At 64.9% G+C, this 19383-nt stretch carries 17 protein-coding genes and 7 tRNA genes; 10 read left to right on the top strand and 14 right to left on the bottom strand.

Annotated features, from left to right (window positions below):
- Window positions 1–28: 28 nt before the first annotated feature.
- Genes HNO53_RS07705 through HNO53_RS07685 form a run of 5 tightly spaced genes read left to right on the top strand, consistent with a single transcriptional unit; the run spans window position 29 to window position 5689 of the window.
- Window positions 29–1075 carry a TRAP transporter substrate-binding protein gene (locus HNO53_RS07705; protein WP_209477544.1) on the top strand — a complete coding sequence of 349 codons (1047 nt, stop codon included), beginning with the start codon at window positions 29–31 and terminating at the stop codon, window positions 1073–1075.
- An 11-nt stretch (window positions 1076–1086) separates the two neighbouring features.
- Entirely contained in the window at window positions 1087–1605 is a 519-nt protein-coding gene (locus tag HNO53_RS07700) for a TRAP transporter small permease subunit (protein WP_209477542.1), read from the top strand.
- Window positions 1598–3559, top strand: coding sequence for an aconitate hydratase (locus HNO53_RS07695; RefSeq protein WP_209477540.1), 1962 nt, complete (start codon window positions 1598–1600; stop codon window positions 3557–3559). The genes HNO53_RS07700 and HNO53_RS07695 overlap by 8 nt, the downstream gene beginning before the upstream one ends.
- Entirely contained in the window at window positions 3556–4488 is a 933-nt protein-coding gene (locus tag HNO53_RS07690; RefSeq protein WP_209477538.1) for a hydroxymethylglutaryl-CoA lyase, read from the top strand. The genes HNO53_RS07695 and HNO53_RS07690 overlap by 4 nt, the downstream gene beginning before the upstream one ends.
- A 4-nt stretch (window positions 4489–4492) precedes the next feature.
- Window positions 4493–5689 (top strand): MFS transporter, encoded by a 1197-nt coding sequence (locus HNO53_RS07685; protein WP_209477536.1) that lies wholly within the window; start codon window positions 4493–4495, stop codon window positions 5687–5689.
- Window positions 5690–5716: 27 nt separating this feature from the next.
- On the opposite strand, the gene HNO53_RS07680 is transcribed toward HNO53_RS07685, so the two are convergent.
- Window positions 5717–6802: a hypothetical protein gene (locus HNO53_RS07680; RefSeq protein WP_209477534.1), complete on the bottom strand. Its 1086-nt coding sequence runs from the start codon at window positions 6800–6802 to the stop codon at window positions 5717–5719.
- A gap of 108 nt (window positions 6803–6910) precedes the next feature.
- Between HNO53_RS07680 and HNO53_RS07675 the strand changes: the two genes are divergently transcribed.
- Entirely contained in the window at window positions 6911–8383 is a 1473-nt protein-coding gene (locus HNO53_RS07675) for a ferredoxin reductase family protein (protein ID WP_209477533.1), read from the top strand.
- 96 nt (window positions 8384–8479) lie between these two features.
- Here the strand turns inward: HNO53_RS07675 and HNO53_RS07670 are convergent.
- From HNO53_RS07670 to HNO53_RS07615, 12 genes are all read right to left on the bottom strand, one after another.
- A tRNA-Ser gene (locus HNO53_RS07670) sits at window positions 8480–8567 on the bottom strand.
- 105 nt (window positions 8568–8672) lie between these two features.
- A complete protein-coding gene (locus tag HNO53_RS07665; RefSeq protein ID WP_209477532.1) occupies window positions 8673–9176 on the bottom strand; it encodes a YiiD C-terminal domain-containing protein in 504 nt (167 codons plus the stop codon).
- Window positions 9177–9179: 3 nt separating this feature from the next.
- Window positions 9180–9740 (bottom strand): nitroreductase family protein, encoded by a 561-nt coding sequence (locus HNO53_RS07660; RefSeq protein WP_209477531.1) that lies wholly within the window; start codon window positions 9738–9740, stop codon window positions 9180–9182.
- Between the two features lie 71 nt (window positions 9741–9811).
- Window positions 9812–10642 (bottom strand): NADPH-dependent 7-cyano-7-deazaguanine reductase QueF, encoded by an 831-nt coding sequence (gene queF, locus HNO53_RS07655; RefSeq protein ID WP_209477530.1) that lies wholly within the window; start codon window positions 10640–10642, stop codon window positions 9812–9814.
- A 148-nt stretch (window positions 10643–10790) separates the two neighbouring features.
- Window positions 10791–11564, bottom strand: coding sequence for an ABC transporter permease (locus tag HNO53_RS07650; protein ID WP_209477529.1), 774 nt, complete (start codon window positions 11562–11564; stop codon window positions 10791–10793).
- On the bottom strand, window positions 11561–12523 hold the full coding sequence (locus HNO53_RS07645) for an ABC transporter ATP-binding protein (RefSeq protein ID WP_209477528.1): 963 nt from the start codon (window positions 12521–12523) through the stop codon (window positions 11561–11563). The genes HNO53_RS07650 and HNO53_RS07645 overlap by 4 nt, the downstream gene beginning before the upstream one ends.
- Before the next feature lie 321 nt (window positions 12524–12844).
- Window positions 12845–12919, bottom strand: a tRNA-Gly gene (locus HNO53_RS07640).
- Window positions 12920–12964: 45 nt separating this feature from the next.
- Window positions 12965–13040, bottom strand: a tRNA-Glu gene (locus HNO53_RS07635).
- Window positions 13041–13060: 20 nt separating this feature from the next.
- A tRNA-Gly gene (locus tag HNO53_RS07630) sits at window positions 13061–13135 on the bottom strand.
- 58 nt (window positions 13136–13193) lie between these two features.
- A tRNA-Glu gene (locus HNO53_RS07625) sits at window positions 13194–13269 on the bottom strand.
- 17 nt (window positions 13270–13286) lie between these two features.
- Window positions 13287–13361 (bottom strand) — tRNA-Gly (locus tag HNO53_RS07620).
- Between the two features lie 47 nt (window positions 13362–13408).
- Window positions 13409–13484, bottom strand: a tRNA-Glu gene (locus HNO53_RS07615).
- Window positions 13485–13635: 151 nt separating this feature from the next.
- On the opposite strand from HNO53_RS07615, the gene msrB reads away from it, so the two are divergent.
- The 4 genes from msrB to htpX all read left to right on the top strand — a co-directional run bounded on the left by msrB (window position 13636) and on the right by htpX (window position 17409).
- A complete protein-coding gene (msrB, locus tag HNO53_RS07610; protein ID WP_209477527.1) occupies window positions 13636–14037 on the top strand; it encodes a peptide-methionine (R)-S-oxide reductase MsrB in 402 nt (133 codons plus the stop codon).
- Between the two features lie 72 nt (window positions 14038–14109).
- Complete coding sequence (gene ylqF / locus HNO53_RS07605; protein ID WP_209477525.1) at window positions 14110–15090, top strand: ribosome biogenesis GTPase YlqF; 981 nt, start codon at window positions 14110–14112, stop codon at window positions 15088–15090.
- A gap of 65 nt (window positions 15091–15155) precedes the next feature.
- Window positions 15156–16388, top strand: a complete 1233-nt coding sequence (locus HNO53_RS07600) for a pyridoxal phosphate-dependent aminotransferase (protein ID WP_209477523.1) — start codon at window positions 15156–15158, stop codon at window positions 16386–16388.
- A gap of 118 nt (window positions 16389–16506) precedes the next feature.
- On the top strand, window positions 16507–17409 hold the full coding sequence (gene htpX, locus HNO53_RS07595) for a protease HtpX (RefSeq protein WP_209477521.1): 903 nt from the start codon (window positions 16507–16509) through the stop codon (window positions 17407–17409).
- Between the two features lie 55 nt (window positions 17410–17464).
- Here htpX and HNO53_RS07590 read toward each other — a convergent pair whose 3' ends face one another.
- Entirely contained in the window at window positions 17465–19186 is a 1722-nt protein-coding gene (locus tag HNO53_RS07590) for a diguanylate cyclase domain-containing protein (protein ID WP_209477519.1), read from the bottom strand.
- Between the last annotated feature and the right edge of the window lie 197 nt (window positions 19187–19383).

Below are 19383 nucleotides of genomic sequence, written 5' to 3'. Positions count from 1 at the left end.
CGCTACAACAACAAGCAGGAGATTCACCATGACCTTGTCCCGTCGCCAAGTCCTCAAATACGGTACCTTTGCCACCGCCGGCGCCACCCTGTTCGGCACCCAGAGCCTGTTCGCTCCCCACAGCCGAGCCGCCGCCACTCTCACCGGGGTCACCTATCTGCCAGATTCCTACAAGGCATTGACCTACGGCTCCAATCGCTTCGTGGAGATGCTCCAGGAAAACGGCGGCGACGTGCTGTCGGTGGAGTTCTACGACTCCGGCCAGTTGCTCAAGGTGGACGAACAGCTTCCCGCGCTGCGCGCGCGCAGCATCGACTTCATGTTCCACACCTTCTCCTACATCACCCGCTCGATCCCCATTCTCGGCGTGACCGGTCTTCCCGGCGTGGTGGGCGAGCTCTACCGTCACCCGGAACGCCTGCGTCAGGGCAGCCCGCTCATGGAGCTGATCAACGAGGTGTTGGCCGAAGAGAACCTCTACATGCTCACCTCCGGTGGCGGCATTCTCGAGCCCGAGTACCTGTGGAGTACAGAGGCAAGCCCGATCCGCAGGCTCGATGAGGTACGCGGCAAGAAGGTTCGCATCGTCGGCTTCGAGGCCACGCAGGCCTTCGAACCCTACAACGTGGGTGCGACCCGCATCCCCTCCTCGGAAACCTACATGGCACTGCAGCGCGGCACCGTGGATGCGGGCATCTTCAACATCTCGACCGTCATCGGACGCAGCCTCCAGGAGCAGCTCAAGTACTGCTACAAGCTACCGATCACCGGCTTCTCGGTGGCGCCGTTCATGCTGCGTGACACCTGGGACAATCTCGATGACGACGTCCGCGGTGTGCTGCAGCAGGCCGCCGACTGGTACGACGAGAACTTCATCGAACACTGCAACAACGACATCTATCCCAACGAGTACTGGCCGCAGGTGGAAGAGGCAGGCGTCGAGATCATCGAGCCCACGGAGGAAGATATCGAGACCTTCAATGCCGGCGTCCAGGATGTCTGGGACCACTGGAAGGGTGAGGTCGGCGAAGAAGTCGGCAGCCGTGCCATTGCACTGGCCCTGGGCGAGGCATGAGGAGAGCGCCCATGACCGCTTCTGCCACGCGCAGCTGGGACGGCCTGATGGCCGTCCTGCGCTGGACCTCGATGGCGGTGCTGGTGTTCATGATGGTGTCGATCTGCTACGACGCCATCATGCGCTACGCCTTCGCGGCCCCGACCAGCTGGAGCCTGGAGATCAACTCCTTCCTGCTGGTCTACCTGGCCGTGATCGGTGCTGCCGAAGCCCAGCGCCACGACGCGCATATACGCATTACTTTCTTCAAGGACAAGCTGCCGCCACGCAGCCGCGCCGCGATCGACATCGCCACGGGTCTGCTCGGCATGGTGTTCTGCGCCATCATGGTGTGGCGCGGGGGCATCATGGCCCACCAGGCCTTCGAATATGGCGAGCGCGTCTCGAGTTCGCTGGGCACGCCAATGGTCTTTCCCTACGCTCTGCTACCCATCGGCTTTGCCATGCTCGGCCTGCAGTTCCTGATGGATGCCGTGCGCGCCCTGCCCCGACTGCGCCACGATCTCGACCAGGAGGTGCCGCATGGCTGACACCCTGAGTCACAAGCTGATCCGGAGCCACCTGGTGGGTGGCGAGATGGAACCAGGTCAGGAGATTGCCCTGCGCATGGATCAGGCGCTGCTGCAGGACATTCTCGGCACCCTGGTCATGCTCGAGCTCGACGCCATGGGCCTGGAACGAGTTCACACCACGTCCAGCGTGCAATACATCGACCATACCCTGCTGCAGCCGGACAACATCAACGCCGATGCCCACCTGTTCCTGAAGAGCGCCTGCGAACGCCTCGGCGTGTGGTACAGCGGGCCGGGCAACGGCATCAGTCACCCCGTACACATGGAGCGTTTCGGCGTGCCCGGCCAGAGCCTGGTGGGCTGCGACAGCCACACCACTGCCGCCGGCGCCCTGGGCATGCTAGCCATCGGTGCCGGTGGCATCGAGGTAGCCATGGCCATGGCCGGCGAGCCGCTTTACCTGCCGATGCCCGAGGTCATCGGCGTCCGCCTGGAGGGCGAGCTGCCCGAGTGGGTCAGTGCCAAGGATGTGATTCTCGAGCTGCTGCGCCGCCACGGCGTCGCCGGAGCCAGGAACTGCATTCTCGAGTACCACGGCCCCGGCCTGGCCGCCCTGGACGCCATGGATCGCCATGTGCTGGCCAACATGGGGACCGAAATGGGCGCCACTGCCAGCGTCTTTCCCAGCGATGCGGTGACTCGCGATTTCCTGCGTTCGCGCGGTCGCGAGGCCGACTGGCAGCCGCTGGCTGCCGACTCGGGCTGTCGCTATGAGCGCGACGAGCTTATCGACCTCGCGACGCTGGAGCCGCTGATCGCGCTGCCCTCCAGCCCCGACAAGGTGGTCCCTGTCGCCCAGGTCGCGGGAGAGCCGCTGCATCAGGCCTATATCGGCTCCTCCGGCAATCCCGGCTATCGCGATTTCGCGGTGGTGGCCGAGATCGTCAAGGGGCGCCGCGTGTCCAGCGAGGTTTCGCTGGACATCAACCCCTCGACTCGCCAGGTGCTGTCTGCGCTGATCTCCGAAGGCCACCTCACCGCCCTGGTCGAAGCCGGCGCGCGCCTGCACCAGCCGGGCTGCAACGGCTGTATCGGCATGGGTCAGGCCCCCGCGGCCGGGCGCAACAGCCTGCGCACCGTACCGCGTAACTTCCCCGGTCGCTCCGGCACCCGGGAGGACAGCGTCTTCCTGTGCAGCCCGGAAACCGCAGCGGCCTCTGCCCTAACGGGCACGATCACCGACCCGCGCACCCTTGCCATGCCCTACCCGCGCGTGCGCGAGCCGGCGCGCATGACGCTAAGCGACAACTGGTTCGTGCCGCCGCTGCCTCCCGAGCGCGCACGGCACGTGTCGCTGCTCGCCACCGACAACACGCCGCCGCTACCGGTGCTGAACCCGCCGCCCGAGCGCATCGAGGTTCCCATCCTGCTCAAGACCGGCGACAACGTCTCGACCGACGACATCATGCCCGCCGGCGCACGCGTGCTGCCGCTGTGGAGCAACGTCCATGCTTCGGCCGAGCACACCTTCGAGGCGCTGGCCCCGGATTACGTGGCGCGCGCCAGGGAGCGCGGCGATGCGGGGCACGCCATCATCGGCGGCAGCAACTACGGGCAGGGCTCGAGTCGCGAGAACGCCGCGCTGGTGCCACGACTGCTCGGCCTGCAGGTGGTGATTGCCAAAAGCATTGCGCGGATCCACTGGCAGAACTTGCCCTGCTTCGGGGTGTTGCCGCTGACCTTCGCCGACCCGACGGATTACGACCGGATCGAGCAGGGGCAGACTCTGGTCATCGACGACCTGCCTCGCCAATTGGCCGCCGGAGGGCGCCTCCAGGCCACGCTCGACGGCGCTTCGCTCGAGCTCGTGCATGAGCTGAGCCCGCGCCAGGTGGCCATTCTAACCGCCGGCGGTGTGATCAACTGGCTACGGCAACGCGGTACCTCGTCTACCAAGGAGAGCGTGTCATGACGGCACTCAAGCCACCGCCACACGTGGAAATCGTCGAGGTCGCCCCCCGTGACGGCTTCCAGTCGATTCGCGACCCGCTGCCCACCGTCGACAAGCGGCGCTGCATCGAGGCGCTGCTCGACGCCGGGGTGACGCGCCTGGAGATCGGCTCTTTCGTAAGCCCCAAGGCCATCCCGCAGATGGCGGACACTGGCACACTGGTGGCGGCCTTCGCCGACCGACCTGACGTGCGCCTCTCGGCGCTGGTGCCCAATCTCAAGGGCGCCGAACTGGCGCTAGCCTGCGGCATCCGCGAGGTGGTCTACGTGGTCTCGGTATCGGAGTCGCACAACCACAGCAATGTGCGGCGCAGCCCCGACGAGTCGCTGGAAGACCTGGGCCGGGTCATCGAGTGCCTGCGCCAGAGCGAAGGCACCCGCTTGCGCCTTGACCTGGGCACCAGCTTCGACTGCCCTTTCGAGGGCACCGTTACCTGGCAGCAGGTCGGTCGCGTGCTCGGCAGGGCGCTCGAATTGGTCGGCGATCTGCCGCTGGAGGTGGCCCTGTGCGACACCACCGGCCGCGCCAGCCCCTACCAGGTGGCCGACCACTTCTCCCGCCTGCGTGAGGGTCACGCTCATCCGGGGCTGGCTTGGGCCTTCCATGGCCACGATACCTACGGCATGGGCGTGGCCAATGCGTTGTTCGCCATCCACCATGGTGCCACGGCGGTGGACACCGCCTGTGCAGGCCTGGGCGGCTGCCCCTTCGCCCCCGGCGCCACCGGCAACACCGCCACCGAGGACCTGCTCTACGCCCTGAACGGTGGCGAGGTAGAGACCGGAATTTCACTGCCGAAGCTGCTCGAAGCCGCCGACCGGATCGCCGCGCTACCCGGCGGCCAAACCGCCAGCCACCTGCGTCAGGTTCCCCGCGAGAAGGTTTGCTGACGCCGTGCCGCTGATCGTCCTGCTGGCCACCACCCTGGTGCTGGCCTTCTCCTCGCTGGTGGCGCTTTTTCCTGCCGCCATCGCCCCGGAACTGGCAGCAGCGCTGGGAGTCTCCTCGGCCACGGTGGGCCTGCAGGTCAGCCTGATCTTCGCCGGCGCCATGCTGTCATCGATGATCGGCGGGCCGTTGACCCGACGCCTGGGCCCGTGCCGTACCAGTCAGCTCTCGCTGGGCCTGTTGGGCAGCGCGGCCGCTCTGCTGGCCATTCCGTCGCTGCCGCTCTTCGCGCTGGCCTCCCTGATTGCCGGACTGGGCTACGGCATGACCAACCCTTCCGCCTCGGTGCTGCTGGTGCGCTTCACCCCAGCCGAGCATCGCGGGCTGATCTTCTCGCTCAAGCAGGCCGGCGTGCCACTCGGCGGGGTGTTGGCCGGCGCCAGCGCCCCGGCACTTGCCCTGACGGCGGGCTGGCAGGCCGGCCTGCTCACGCTCACGGGGTTGGCAGCGGGGGGGATTCTCGCCCTCCAGCGCACACGGCAAGAGTGGGACGACCAGCGAGAACCGCGGACCCAACTGCTCGTCACCCCCTTTGCCGGTCTGCTGCTGGTATGGCGGCAGCGCGCGCTGCGCCATGTCGCCCTGCTCAGCCTGTGCTTCTCGGCCATCCAGCTGTCGGTCTCGGCCTTTACCGTGGCCCTGTTGGTCGAGGATCTCGCCTTCGGCCTGGTGCAAGCCGGCCTGGTGATGTCTGCGGTGCAGATCAGCGGTGTGGCGGGGCGCATCGGCTGGGGCTGGGTCGGCGATCGCCTGGGCGACCGCCTGAACACACTCGCCATCATTGCCTGCACGACCGCCGCAGGCGCCTTGCTCGTGGCGGTGATGACGCCGGCCTGGCCACAGTGGCTGGTGGCCGCGCTACTGTGTCTGCTGAGTCTCTCTTCATTGGGCTGGAACGGTGTCTTCATGGCCGAGATCACCCACCTGGCCCCACCCGAGCGCATCGCCGACGCGGCCGGTGGCTGCCTGGTGTTCACCTACAGCGGTGTCCTGCTGGGGCTGCCACTGGTCACCCTGCTGCACGGCCTGGTTGGACGCTACACCCCGCTGTTCGCCCTGCTGGGAGGAATCTCGCTGCTCGGACTGTGGCTGATTCGCCAGGCTCGCCGGGCGCTGATCTTGCGTACCGCGGATGCTGCCTAGCGCCATGTCGAGAGGCAACCAGGTCAGTCACTGCCGCCGTTGCGCCGGCACTTCCACCTCGATGCGCTCCGCCAGGCTGGCGAGACTGTCGTGAAGCAGTTGCAGTACATAGCCGGAATTGTGCACGTAGGCACCGGGATCCTTCTTCGAGAACTGGAAGTTGTAGGCCGCCTTCAGCAGCCGCGGCGTCCAGCTCTGGTAGCGGTTGGGGAAAACGGCTTCGTCGGCGCTGATGTCACCGTCGCCGTCGGTGTCGAGGAAGAAGTAGGGGAAGGTTGCCGCAGCGTAGCCGATCGGTTCTCCCGAAACCTCCGCGGCGTAGCGAAAGATCGCCTCGCCGAGGCGGGTGCGGAGGGTCTCGATCTCACCGTGAATGCCTTCGGCGGTGTCGCCATCGCCGTCGAAGTCGCCGTGGCGGGTGCGGATCGCGGTGATCTCATCGACACCGCGGTGACAGGTCAGGCATGGCTCGGTCGCGACCTCGGTCGTGTGTGGATCATGGCAGGAGGTGCAAGTACTCACGCTGGGTACATGATGGAAGCGACCGACATAATCGCGCCCGGCATACTGGTAGCCGCCGCGAACGTACGCGCCATGCATCGTCGCCGCCGCGACGGCGTAATGGACATTGATGAAACCGAGCTCGGAAACGACTGCGTCCTCGTCGAGGCCCTCGACCCTCGCAGCGACCGTATCGCTGGACGCACGGCCCTGATGACATACCGAGCAGACCGCCGATTCGCCCAGCGCCGCGACACTGACGCCCGACGGAAACGTCACCTCATCGAGCTCATGCGCGGCGGAGGTATGACAGGAGGCGCAGCCGATCGGCACATTGATCGCTGCGGGGGCATCGACGACGCCTGCCGTGCTGCCATCGGCACCCAGGTAGTCGATGAAACCCGCTTCGGAGTGACAGGTCGCACAAGTCGTCGGCACTTCACCCTCGGCGTTCCAGTGCGTAAATGCAGGCGAACGATAGTCGCCGTGCGGCGCCGCGAGCCACGCCTCAACGATTGAGGAGATGGCTGCATCCTCCTTCTGTGCCAAGGCAGTAGATGCCAGTGCAAGCGTCGCAACTACCGCGATGCGATGGATAGCTAGTCTGAACACAGGCCACCTCCTGCTGCCCGCGACCTGTTGCCACGGCGCCCGATGCCCGTGTCGTGCGGGTTTGGTCTATCTTCGATCATAGACGAGGGACTTACATTCGGAAACACGATGACAAACCCCCTAGACAGCACCTCCCATGAGACCGGCCGCCATGCGATTCGCCTACCGGGCCCCGCCCTTGCCGTGCTCTATCTGGGCATTGTGCTGTTACCGCTCGCGGTGGCGCTGTTCGGCCGCGCCGCGCCGGGCGATCATTGGGAGCGGGCGGCGGCGGCGCTCGGCATGGCCGCGGTCGTCGCGATGGCGGTGCAGTTCGTGACCTCGGGCCGCTTCGACATCGTTTCGCGCCATCTCGGCATCGACAAGATCATGGCGTTCCACAAGATCGCGGCGTGGTGGGTACTGGTCGCCGTGGTGCTGCATCCGCTGCTCTACGTGCTACCCACCTGGCTCGAGGCACCGACGCTGGGATACGAGCGGCTCGAGATCTACCTAACCTCACCGCACTACCGCAGCGGCGTCGTGGCCTGGGCCGCTTTCGCCCTGCTGCTCGTCACCTCGCTGCTGCGCGAGCAGCTGCCCTGGCCCTACGAGGTCTGGCGGGCCACGCACCTGCCCCTCGGCGTCCTGGCGGTGGCGGGCAGCCTGCACCATGCGTTCGCGGCAGGCCGGTTCACCGCCGCCTCGCCCCTGCCATCCCTCTGGCTCGCAGCAGGGGCCGCTGTCGCGGTGGTCGTCGGCGTGCTCTATGGCTGGCGTTGGCTCAAGCTGCACCGGCGGCCCTGGCGACTCACCGGCGTCTCGCGCGTCGCCGATCGAATGTGGGAGCTGCAGGTCGAGCCCGCCCCCGGCACGCCCCCACTGGTCTACCGCGCTGGCCAGTTCGTCTGGCTGACCGTCGGGCGGCGACGGTTTCCGCTCCTGGACCACCCCTTTTCGCTATCCGACAGCCCCCTCGACCCCGGCACTAGGCTGATCATCAAGGAGGTGGGCGACTTCACCAGCAAGGTGGGCGAACTCGAACCCGGCACGCCAATCGGGCTCGACGGCCCCTACGGCGAGTTCGTACTGGAGGGCAGCGAAGCCGAGGCAGTGATACTGATCGCGGGCGGCGTCGGCATCGCGCCGATCATGGGGCTGCTACGCGACATGCTGGCACGGGGCGAGCGGCGTCCCGTGCGGCTCGCCTACGCCGTGGGTGCCCCGGCGAACTTCGCCTGCCTCGGCGAAATCGAGGCGGCCCGCGCGCACCTCGACCTTCGCGTGCTCCTGCTTTCCGAATCCCCCGCCCCGGACTACCGCGGCGAGGTCGGCCGGCTCGATCGACAACGGCTGTCCACGCTTTTCGAAGGGCTCGACCCGGCACGTTCTGTCGTGCTCATGTGCGGCCCCGGCGGAATGGTCACGGCGGTTTCGGATGCGCTTCTCGACGTCGGCATGCCGATGGACCGCATCCTTTACGAACGCTTCGACTACGCCGCCGGCCCATCGCGCCAGGACCGTCGCCGCGCCCGCCGCTTAGCCGCCATCGGCGTCGGTCTGGCGCTGGGGGTGGCAATGTTCGCGCTGGCCAGCATTTGAGCGGTGCAAATGCACGCCAGGCGATTATGCTCTGACAGCTTCCGCACAGCAGGCACAAAAAAACCGGCTCATTGAGCCGGTTTTTTGGGAATCTCGTGGCGGAGGGGGAGGGATTCGAACCCTCGAAGCCTTTCGACTTACACACTTTCCAGGCGTGCTCCTTCGACCACTCGGACACCCCTCCACATTATGGTCCTCACGCCGTTTGGCTGCGCCTTGTGCGTCAGAACGGCGCAAATTCTAACGGCTTAAGTACGCGTTTGCAAGCCGGTTTTCGGCTTGCGGGCCGTCAGCTAGCAGGCAGCACGGCGTAGTCGCCGTGGGCTTCGAGGCACAGAATGTCGCCGCACCAAAGCTGCTGAACGAGAGCGATACGACCGCGCCCACGGCTCGCCAGGCGTTCCGCCAGCGTCTCGGGCCCCTGCCCGCTCTCAGGCTCGCAGGTCAGGCGGTAGTCACCGGTCACCGGCGCCAGGAAACGCTGGTGGGCCTCGGCCACCACGACGTCGCGGGCGTGGCCGCGCTGGCGCAACCACAACGTGGTCCAGCACCAGCCCAGCAGGGTGGTCTGGGCGGTGAGCGCCCCGCCGAAGCCGGTGCCCTTGTCGTTGAGGTTGGGCACGAGCGCAAGCTCCCACACCAAGCGCTCCCCTTCCCGGCGCATCTCGCGGATGCCGAGGTGCTCGACCATGGGAATGGCGTCACCGAGCCAGGCGAGGAATACCTGCGGATCGTCTCGCTCGCCGGATTCGGGCAGCGGTAAACGCGGATGGGGAACGCCGACTTCTCGCATGGGTCAGGTCCAGCGTTCGACGAAGTCGCTGATACGATGCTCGGCGATGGGCTTGTGGCGTCCGCCGAGCTGCCCCAGGTAGATGAAGGCGATCAGCTCGTCCTCTTCCTCCAGGCCGAGCCCCTTGCGAACGGTGGAGTCGAAGGCGTACTTGCCGCTGCGCCACATGGCACCGAGCCCTTGGGCATGGGCGGCGAGCAGGATGGCGTGGCCGGCACAGCCGGCGGAGATCACCTGTTCGATCTTGGGCACCTTCTCCACGTCGGGCGTGACCTTGGCAATCACGGCGATGACCATCGGCGCGCGCAGCGGTTTCTTGCGCGCGGCGTCCAGGGCGGCGTCCTCGATGCTGGGGTCCTCGCGATACTCGGCTTCGGCGAAGAGCTCGCCCAGCCGCTCGAGGCCCTCACCGGAAAACTCGATGAAGCGCCAGGGCCGCAGCTCCTTGTGGTCCGGCGCGCGCAGCGCGGCGCGATAGATCGCCTCCATCTGCTCGGGGCTCGGCGCCGGACCGGTCAACTTGCCCATTGAGCTGCGCTGGTGCAACAGGGTGAGTGCGTCCATACGATTCCCTTGTCAGCCGAAGAAGTATTGACCGAACTTTACCAGTTGGAATTTTGACTGTCGTGCCGAGCTTACTGCCGCGCCAAGCGCAGCGGCTCCGGCGGGCGCTCTCCCGGCGTGGCGCGCCAGGGGCTGATGTCGAGCCCACCGCGGCGCACATAGCGCGCCAGCACCAGCAGCCGCTCGGGCTTCGCGCGGGCCCTCAGGTCCATGAAGATGTGCTCGACGCAGTGTTCATGGAAATCCTGATGCTGCCGATAGCCAATCAGGTAGCGCAGCAGGCCCTCGCGGTCGAGCTTGGGGCCACGATAGCGAATCAGCACGCTGCCCCAATCGGGCTGGCCGGTGACCGGGCAGTTGGACTTGAGCAGATGCGAGTAGAGCGTCTCCTCGACGATCTTCTCGCCGACCTGCAGGTGCTCGGCGCTGGGCGTGTAGGCGTCGATCTCGATATCGAGCTCGTCCAAACATTCGCCCGGTAGCTGACAGACGGCGAGCGCCACGTTGTCGACATCGAACAGCTCAACGGCCACCGGGGCGCCGGCCGCCTTCGCCAGATCGCGCTCAAGAGTCTCGATCACCTGCTCGCGGCTGTCGAAGCGGGTCTGGTTGAAGCTGTTGAGATAGAGCTTCCAGGACTTCGACTCGATCAGGTTGGGCGACTCGGCCGGCAGGCGGAAGCGCGCCACGGCGACCATCGGCTTGCCGCGACCGTTGAGCCAGCTCACCTCGAAGGCGTGCCACTCGTCCTCACCGACGAAGGGCAGCCTGCCCTCCTCGATACCCAGCGGCGCGCGGTTGGCGGCGCGGGGAATGGGATAGAGCAGCCCGGCATCGTAGTGTTCCGGGTAGGCGGACTCGCGCCCCAGCGGGGCATTTTTCAAATGATCACTTGGATACATGATGAATCTCATTGGCCGAGGCGAAAAGGCGACGAGCGATGATCAGACAAGGCAAAGGTCGCCGAAAGAGCGGAGTTTACTGGAGTAAATGAGCATCTTGAGAAGACCTTTAACGCAGTATGATCGAGCGCAGGCCCTTTTCGCCCGGTCAACTGCGAATGCCCTTGCCCTGCTCGAGCATCCACAGGGCGACGGTGAAGAGCACGATGATGAAAGCGACGATCGCGGCCAGCGCCCAGCCCACCGGGATATCGGAGACACCGAGGAAACCGTGGCGGAAGACGTTGACCATGTAGAGGATCGGGTTTAGCAGCGAGGCATTCTGCCAGAAGGTCGGCAGCAGCGAAATCGAGTAGAACACCCCGCCCAGGTAGGTCAGCGGCGTGAGCACGAAGGTCGGTACGATGGAGACGTCGTCGAACTTGTTGGCCAGCAGAGCGTTGATGAAACCGCCAATGGAGAACAGTGCCGCGGTGAGCACCACCACGCCGACGGTCAGCAGCGGGTGCGCCACGCTGATGCGGGTGAAGAACAGCGATACCAGGGTCACGATCAGGCCCACGCCGAGGCCACGCGCCATGCCGCCCAGCACGAAGCCGGAGAGGATCACCCAGTTGGGCATCGGCGATACCATCATCTCCTCCACGCTGCGCTGGAACTTGTTGGAGAAGAAGCTCGACGCCACGTTGGAGTAGCTGTTGGTGATCACCGCCATCATGATCAGCCCGGGGACGATGAAGTCCATGTAGCTGAAGCCGTCCATCTGGCCGATACGCGAGCCGATCAGGCTGCCGAAGATGATGAAGTACATGGCCATGGTGATCGACGGCGGCAGCAGGGTCTGCGGCCAGATGCGCGTGAAGCGTTTGATCTCCTTGACGACCAGCGTCCAGAGGGCGATGGCGACCTGAGTGGCGCTCATTTGCCTGCCTCCGCCTGCACGACCTTGGGACGTTCGCCGTTGCCCTGCTCCACCATCGATACGAACATCTCCTCCAGGCGGTTGGCGCGGTTGCGCATGGAGACGACCTCGATGCCCTGCTCACCCAACGCAGTGAACACGTCGTTGAGGCGCTGCCCGCGGTGGACCACCACGGCGAGCTGGGCAGCTTCGACCTTGCTCACCTCGAAGCCTTCGACGTGCGGGGCCTGATCCACGGGGTGCGCCAAGTCGAGCAGGAAGGTCTCGGTATCCAGCTCGGCGAGCAGGCCACGTACGCTGGTGTTCCGCACGATCTCGCCGTGGTTGATGATCGCCACGTTGCGACAGAGGCTCTCGGCCTCCTCGAGATAGTGGGTGGTGAGGATGATGGTGGTGCCCTCCTCGCGGTTGATACGGCGCATGTACTCCCACATGCTGCGGCGCAGTTCGATGTCGACGCCGGCGGTGGGTTCGTCGAGGATCAGCAGCCTGGGCCGGTGCATCAGTGCCCGGGCGATCATCAGTCGCCGCTTCATGCCGCCGGAAAGCATGCGCGCACTGCCGTTGCGCTTGTCCCACAGGCCGAGATCCTTGAGCAACTGCTCGGCACGCGGCAGCGCCTCACGGCGCGGCATGCCGTAGTAGCCCGCCTGGGCCAGCACGATGTCCAGCACCTTCTCGAACTGATTGAAGTTGAACTCCTGGGGCACTACGCCCAGGTGGTATTTGGCGCGGGCGAAGTCGCGGTCGATATCGATGCCGAAGATCGAGACCTGGCCGGCGGTCTTCTGCACCAACGAGCAGACTACCCCCAGGGTGGTGGACTTGCCGGCCCCGTTGGGGCCCAGCAGAGCGAAGAAATCGCCCTGCTCGACGTCGAGGTCGATGCCTTTCAGGGCGTGAAAGCCGTTGCCGTAGACCTTGGTCAGGCCACGGATCGACAGCGCCGGTTCGGCCATGAGCCTTCCTTGCGTTGGGATGAGAAAACGAGCTCAAGAGATTAGGGCGCGAAGGGATTTTTCAAGTCGCGGCCGGTAAAACGCAGCATACTCCGCCTATGGGCAAGGTCATCGAAGAGTGTGAGAAGGAAGCCTTGGCATCATCGAGATAGGTAAAAAATGGAGCGGGAAAGGAGATTCGACGGTCCGGCGCCCCGGCTCTCGGGCCGAGCCTTGGCATCTTCGAGAAAGGTAAGGATATTGGAGCGGGAAGGAGATTCGACGGTCCGGCGCCCCGGCTTCCGGCCCGAGCCTTGGCACATTCGAGATGGAGAAGAAAACTGGAGCGGGAAAGGAGATTCGAACTCCCGACCCTCGCCTTGGCAAGGCGATGCTCTACCACTGAGCTATTCCCGCTTGATCGATCTCGATCATACCTGCTCGACAAGTATAACCGAAAGGTGGCGTCCCATAGGGGGTTCGAACCCCTGTTCCCGCCGTGAAAGGGCGGTGTCCTAGGCCACTAGACGAATGGGACGCAGCAGCCAGACAGTGCGCTGGAGCGGGAAAGGAGATTCGAACTCCCGACCCTCGCCTTGGCAAGGCGATGCTCTACCACTGAGCTATTCCCGCATGCACGCCAGTCTATGCTAACAACAGCGCAACCGCTATCGCTGATACAACCGGAAGATGGCGTCCCATAGGGGGTTCGAACCCCTGTTCCCGCCGTGAAAGGGCGGTGTCCTGGACCACTAGACGAATGGGACGCAACTGGAGCTGAATCTGGAGCGGGAAAGGAGATTCGAACTCCCGACCCTCGCCTTGGCAAGGCGATGCTCTACCACTGAGCTATTCCCGCACATCAGTCACTCACTCCGGCACCTGCTGAACCAGCGAGGAAACGAGTGGCGTCCCATAGGGGGTTCGAACCCCTGTTCCCGCCGTGAAAGGGCGGTGTCCTGGACCACTAGACGAATGGGACGCAGCCGTCTCGCTCTCTGCCTCAACGAGGTGGCGCGAATCTTACTCAAGCCCCCCGAAGCTGTCAACTGTCGGCCTGGGTTGGCCGAAGCCAGGGAAAACAGCCAAGCTATGGGTGTCTGATGAGAGGACGCCCCAGCAGGAGAGAGGCCATGCGCAAGAAGATCGAGAAGAGCGATGCCGAGTGGCAAGCCCAACTGACGCCGGAGCAGTACCGGGTAACGCGTCAGCAGGGGACCGAACCGCCCTTCAGCGGCGACTATCAGGTCAGCGACGAGCACGGCATCTACCACTGCGTGTGCTGCAATGCCCCGCTGTTCGAGAACGAGCACAAGTTCGAGGCTCACTGTGGCTGGCCGAGCTTCGATCGTCCGCTCGGCCAAGCGTGCGTCGAGGAGCGCTTCGACGACTCCCACGGCATGCGCCGCACCGAGGTCGTATGCGCCCACTGCGATGCTCACCTGGGCCATGTCTTTCCCGACGGACCGCCCCAGACCACGGGCCTGCGCTACTGCATCAACTCGGTGGCCATCGCGTTCCATCCAGGCGAGTAGCGCAGCCTTACCCTGCCGAGGCCGCCCTTTCTGCTATGATGGGCGGCCTCGTCAGGTTTGCAGGAGTGGCACATGCTCGGTTGGTACCCGGGACACATGAACAAGGCGCGCCGCCAGATCCAGGAGGCGCTGCCTGAGATCGACGTGGCGGTCGAGGTGCTCGACGCCCGTCTGCCCTACTCCAGCGCCAACCCCATGCTGGCCGGCCTGACCCGCCACAAGCCGGTACTCAAGATCCTGTCGCGGGCCGACCTGGCCGACCCGGAGCGTACCCGTGAATGGGTGGCCTACTTCGACTCGCTACCCGATACCCGGGCTCTGGCCGTCACTACCACCAATGCGCGAGAGCTCAAGCGCATCCCCAAGCTGTGCCATGAGCTGGCCGGTCAGGTGCGCGCCGACCGCGACGTACGGGTGATGGTCATGGGCATTCCCAACGTCGGCAAGTCGACCCTGATCAACGGTCTGGCCGGCAAGGCCATCGCCAAGACTGGCAACGAACCGGCGGTGACCAAGCGCCAGCAGAAGGTGCGCATCGCCGGGCGGGTCGCACTGATCGATACCCCCGGGGTGCTATGGCCGAAGATCGAGGATCAGGCCAGCGCCTACCGCCTGGCAGCCACCGGCGCCATCCGCGACACCGCCATTGACTACGTCGACGTCGCCGTCGTCACTGCTGGCGAACTCGCACGGCGTTATCCCGAGGCGCTCAAGGCCCGCTACAAACTGAGCGAACTGCCGCCCTACGCCCCCAACCCACAGGCAGAGCAGGTCGAGGCCGACGGCCCCCGGCGCATCGACCTGCTGGCCGTGGCCGGCTTCGACGGGCATGCGATCCTCACCGAGATCGCCAGCCGCCGCGGCGGCCTGCGCCCGGGCGGCGAGGTCGACCTGCACCGCGGCGCCGAGGTGCTGCTGCACGAGCTGCGCGACGGCAAGCTGGGCCGCCTGACGCTGGAAACCCCGGCCGACATCCCCGCGCCCACGGAGGAGGAAGAGCCCGCCGCCGAAGCGACGAACAACGATGGCAGCGGCGCGCATAACTCCGCATAATCACTGAGTTCCGGCAGTCTGGCTGACCGGAACCACCGGACACCACTGGAATCTCGGACACCTCAATGGACACCCCCACCCTGTTCAGGAAATCGCACAAACTCGATAACGTCTGCTACGACATCCGCGGTCCCGTGCTCGAGCACGCCAAGCGGCTGGAAGACGAAGGCCAGCGCATCCTCAAGCTGAACATCGGCAATCCTGCCCCGTTCGGCTTCGAGGCCCCTGAGGAGATCCTTCAGGACGTGATGCGCAACCTGCCCACCGCCCAGGGCTACTGCGATTCCAAGGGTCTCTACTCCGCGCGCAAGGCGATCATGCAGGAGTGCCAGCGCAAGGAGATTCCCGGTGTCGGCATCGAGGACATCTTCATCGGCAACGGCGTTTCCGAGCTGATCGTGATGGCCCTGCAGGCGCTGCTCAACGATGGCGACGAGGTGTTGATTCCGGCGCCCGACTACCCACTGTGGACCGCCGCCGCCAACCTCGCCGGCGGCCACGCCGTGCACTACCGCTGCGACGAGCAGGCCGACTGGGCGCCGGACATCGCCGACGTGCGCGCCAAGGTGACCGGTCACACACGGGCCATCGTGATCATCAATCCCAACAACCCCACCGGCGCGGTCTATCCACCCGAGGTGGTGCGCGAGCTCCTCGCCATCGCCCGCGAGCACGACCTGGTGGTGTTCTCCGACGAGATTTACGACAAGATACTCTACGACGATGCCAAACACGTCTCTACCGGCGCGCTGGCTGACGAAGACCAGCTAGTGGTGACCATGAACGGTCTTTCCAAGAGCTACCGCTGCGCCGGCTTCCGCTCCGGCTGGATGACCCTTTCGGGCAGCGTGGCCATGCAGCGCGCCAGGGACTATATCCAGGGCCTCAACATGCTCGCCTCGATGCGCCTGTGCGCCAACGTGCCGGCCCAGCACGCCATCCAGACGGCGCTGGGCGGCTACCAGTCGATCAACGACCTGATCCTGCCCGGCGGCCGCCTGCTCGCCCAGCGCGACATCACCTACGACAAACTCAACGCCATTCCCGGGGTGAGCTGCACCAAGGCCAAGGGGGCGCTCTACGCCTTCCCACGGCTCGATCCCAAGGTCTACCCCATTCACGACGACCAGAAGCTGGTGCTCGATCTGCTGCTGCAGGAGAAGATCCTGCTGGTACAAGGTACCGCCTTCAACTGGCCGGAACCCGACCACGTGCGTATCGTCACCCTGCCCTGGGCCGACCAGCTCGGCGATGCGCTGGATCGCTTCGCCCGGTTCCTGTCGCGCTATCGCCAGTAGCGTCGGCAGGCGTCGATTTTCGGCCCAGCCTTGAAACCTGCGTCAACGGGCCGTATCTAATTCAGCAGATTTCGTCTGGGCCGCAGCGGCGGCCCCTTGCCACCGGAGATTCCTGACGATGATGAGAATACTGCTCTTCCTGGGCACCAACCTGGCGGTGATTGTCGTTGCCAGCATCACGCTGCGCCTGCTCGGGGTGGAGGGCTACCTGACCGAGCAGGGCATGAACTTCAATGCCCTGCTGATCTTCTGCTTCATCTTCGGCATGGCCGGTTCGCTGGTATCGCTGTTCATTTCAAAGTGGATGGCGAAGCGCACTACCGGCACGGTGGTGATCACGCAGCCGAGCAACGCCACCGAGCAGTGGCTGCTCGACACCGTCGCCGAGCTCTCCCAGCAGGCTGGCATCAAGACGCCGGAGGTCGGCATCTTCCCGGCCCAGCAATCCAATGCCTTCGCCACCGGCTGGAACAAGGACGACGCCCTGGTGGCGGTATCCGCCGGCCTGCTCAACCGCATGCGCCCCGAGGAAGTGCGCGCGGTGCTGGCGCACGAGATCGGTCACGTGGCCAATGGCGACATGGTCACCCTGGCACTGATCCAGGGCGTGGTGAATACCTTCGTGATGTTCTTTGCACGGGTCGTGGCCCACCTGGTGGACAGCTTCCTGCGCTCGCGCAGCGACGGAGAGGGCGGGCTCGGCTTCATGGGCTACTTCGCCGTGGTGATGGTCGCCGAGATCGTGTTCGGCCTGATCGCCTCGGCCATCGTCGCCTGGTTCTCGCGCTTCCGCGAATACCGTGCCGATGCGGCGGGCGCGCAACTTGCCGGCAGCGGCGCCATGATCAACGCCCTGGCCCGGCTCAAGGCCGAGAGCCAGATGCCCAACCAGATGCCCGACACCCTGACCGCCTTCGGCATCAACGCCGGCCAGACGCGCAAGTTGATGGAACGCGTGTTTGCCAGCCACCCGCCGCTGGACGATCGGATTCGGGCGCTGAAGGAATCCGCTTACCGTTGAGGCAGCGTGCCACGAGAAGCCGTATGGCCCGTCACTCGACGGGCCTTGCTTGTTTCTAACCCTCGACAAGATCCTTATCCTGCTCGTACAACCGCCAGGCATTGCCTCCCGCGCGTTTGGCGAGATACATCGCCAAATCGGCGCGCCGCAGCAACTCATCGATGCCGGTGACTTCACTTCGCCGTATGGCTACGCCTATCGATCCGGCTATACGAACGTCATGGCCATTACAGACGAAGGTCTGAGCCAAGGATTCGACGATGCGGCCCATGACCAGTTCGAGCTCCGCCAGGGAGTGCGAGCCGGGCAAAATCAGAGCAAACTCGTCACCCCCGAGGCGGGCCACGGTGTCGCTGGCGCGCAGGCACTCGAGCATACGCTGACCTGCCTGCCTCAACAGCACGTCCCCGGCATCGTGTCCCAGGGTATCGTTGACCTGCTTGAAGCCGTCGAGATCAATGAAACATATGGCCAACGCTTCCTTGCGGCGACGCGTCTGAAGTAATTGTTGCTCCAAGCGTTCACGAAACAGGATCCGGTTAGGCAAGCCTGTGAGGGCATCGTAGTGAGCGCGCCGCCAGACTTCGTCCTGTATTCGCTTGCGTTCAGTAATGTCGCGGAAGTTGATGACAGCCCCCGCCACGCCGTTACGGGTACGTATGGGATGCACACGATATTCCACCGACAGGCTGCGACCGTCAGCACGCCAGAAAACGGCTTCCGTTTCCCCGCCCTCTTCGCCGAGACGATAGGCGCGGGTGATCGGACACTCTCGCACGTCGCGCGGCTCGCCTTCGGCATTGCTGTGAGCAATGAGGTCGCGCAGGTGCTTGCCGACCAGACAGGACACCGCATAGCCTAGCAGGCGTGCCGCCACCGGATTGCAGAGCGTGCAGCCCCCATCGGCATTGGTCGCCAGGATGCCTTCCGCCGAGGAGTCGATCAGTAGCCTCAGCCGGGCCTCGGCCTGTTGACGTTCGGCCACCTCGGCGCTGAGTTCGCGAGTGCGCAGTTCCACCAGTTTGTCCTGCTGGGCGTTGATGTCCTGCAGCGAACGAATCTGATGGCGCAGACGAGACAGCACGCCGATGCTGCCGAACGACAACAACAGCCATGCCAGCCCGTGAAAGGTCGCCAAGTTGAGTTTTTGCTGATTTTCGAGAGTGAACATCGGTGCTGCCGGCAGCGTGACGCTCAGGCCACCGCGCAAATCTCCGACGGAATATCCTTGATGCTGGTGGCACTGCAGACAGGCCGTCTCGACCCGCAGGGCGCGCATGTAGCGCAGCTCGGGCGAGGGGCCACGAATCAGTTCGACTCGCTCGGACGGCCCGTTCAGCCAATTTTCGCCGACCTCCGCTTCAGCGGCGCTGTCGCCGACCTCCTGCTCGAGAGACTTCAGCATGTCAGTTTCCCAGAGATTCGCCTGGTTGCCGGGATTGATAGGGTCGAGGCTGGTCAGATGGACGCGCACCGCTGCCTTTTCACGCACAATATCGATCAGTCCACGGGTCATGAACGCCGGGTTGATCATGGTAAGTTGCCTGCCATCGTCCAGCATCAGATCACGCTCGGGATGCGCCAGATAGGGATTGGGCTGCATACGCTCGTTCTGCCAGACATAAACCCCGCCGTGAGAGGCGTTCCACAAACGCATCGCTTCCATCATGGCTCCGATCTGACGAGCCTGCTTGCTGGCCACTTCCAGGCTATGGGCCTCGGTCGCCTTCCAGTTCCACCACAGCGAACCGCCCACCACCAGCGTCCACAACAGCAAGGGTGGCAGCCAATAAACCGGCGCCAGTGCGATACGAGCGACCAGGCTGCCGGCACGTCCCCAGGGATCGGGGCGCAGCGAAACGATATCGGAGGCGGAGGAGCGGTCAGGCACGGGCGTCTCAGGTCAAGCGATGGGTATGCTTGAAGTATCGCAAAGGCTTATTAAGTAAAATACGACATCCCGCTCACCCCGCA

Source organism: Billgrantia antri, from assembly GCF_017868935.1.
Taxonomy (GTDB): Bacteria; Pseudomonadota; Gammaproteobacteria; order Pseudomonadales; family Halomonadaceae; genus Halomonas; species Halomonas antri.
The sequence above is the reverse complement of the archived record's forward strand: the minus strand, read 5'-3'. Positions and strand labels throughout refer to the sequence as shown.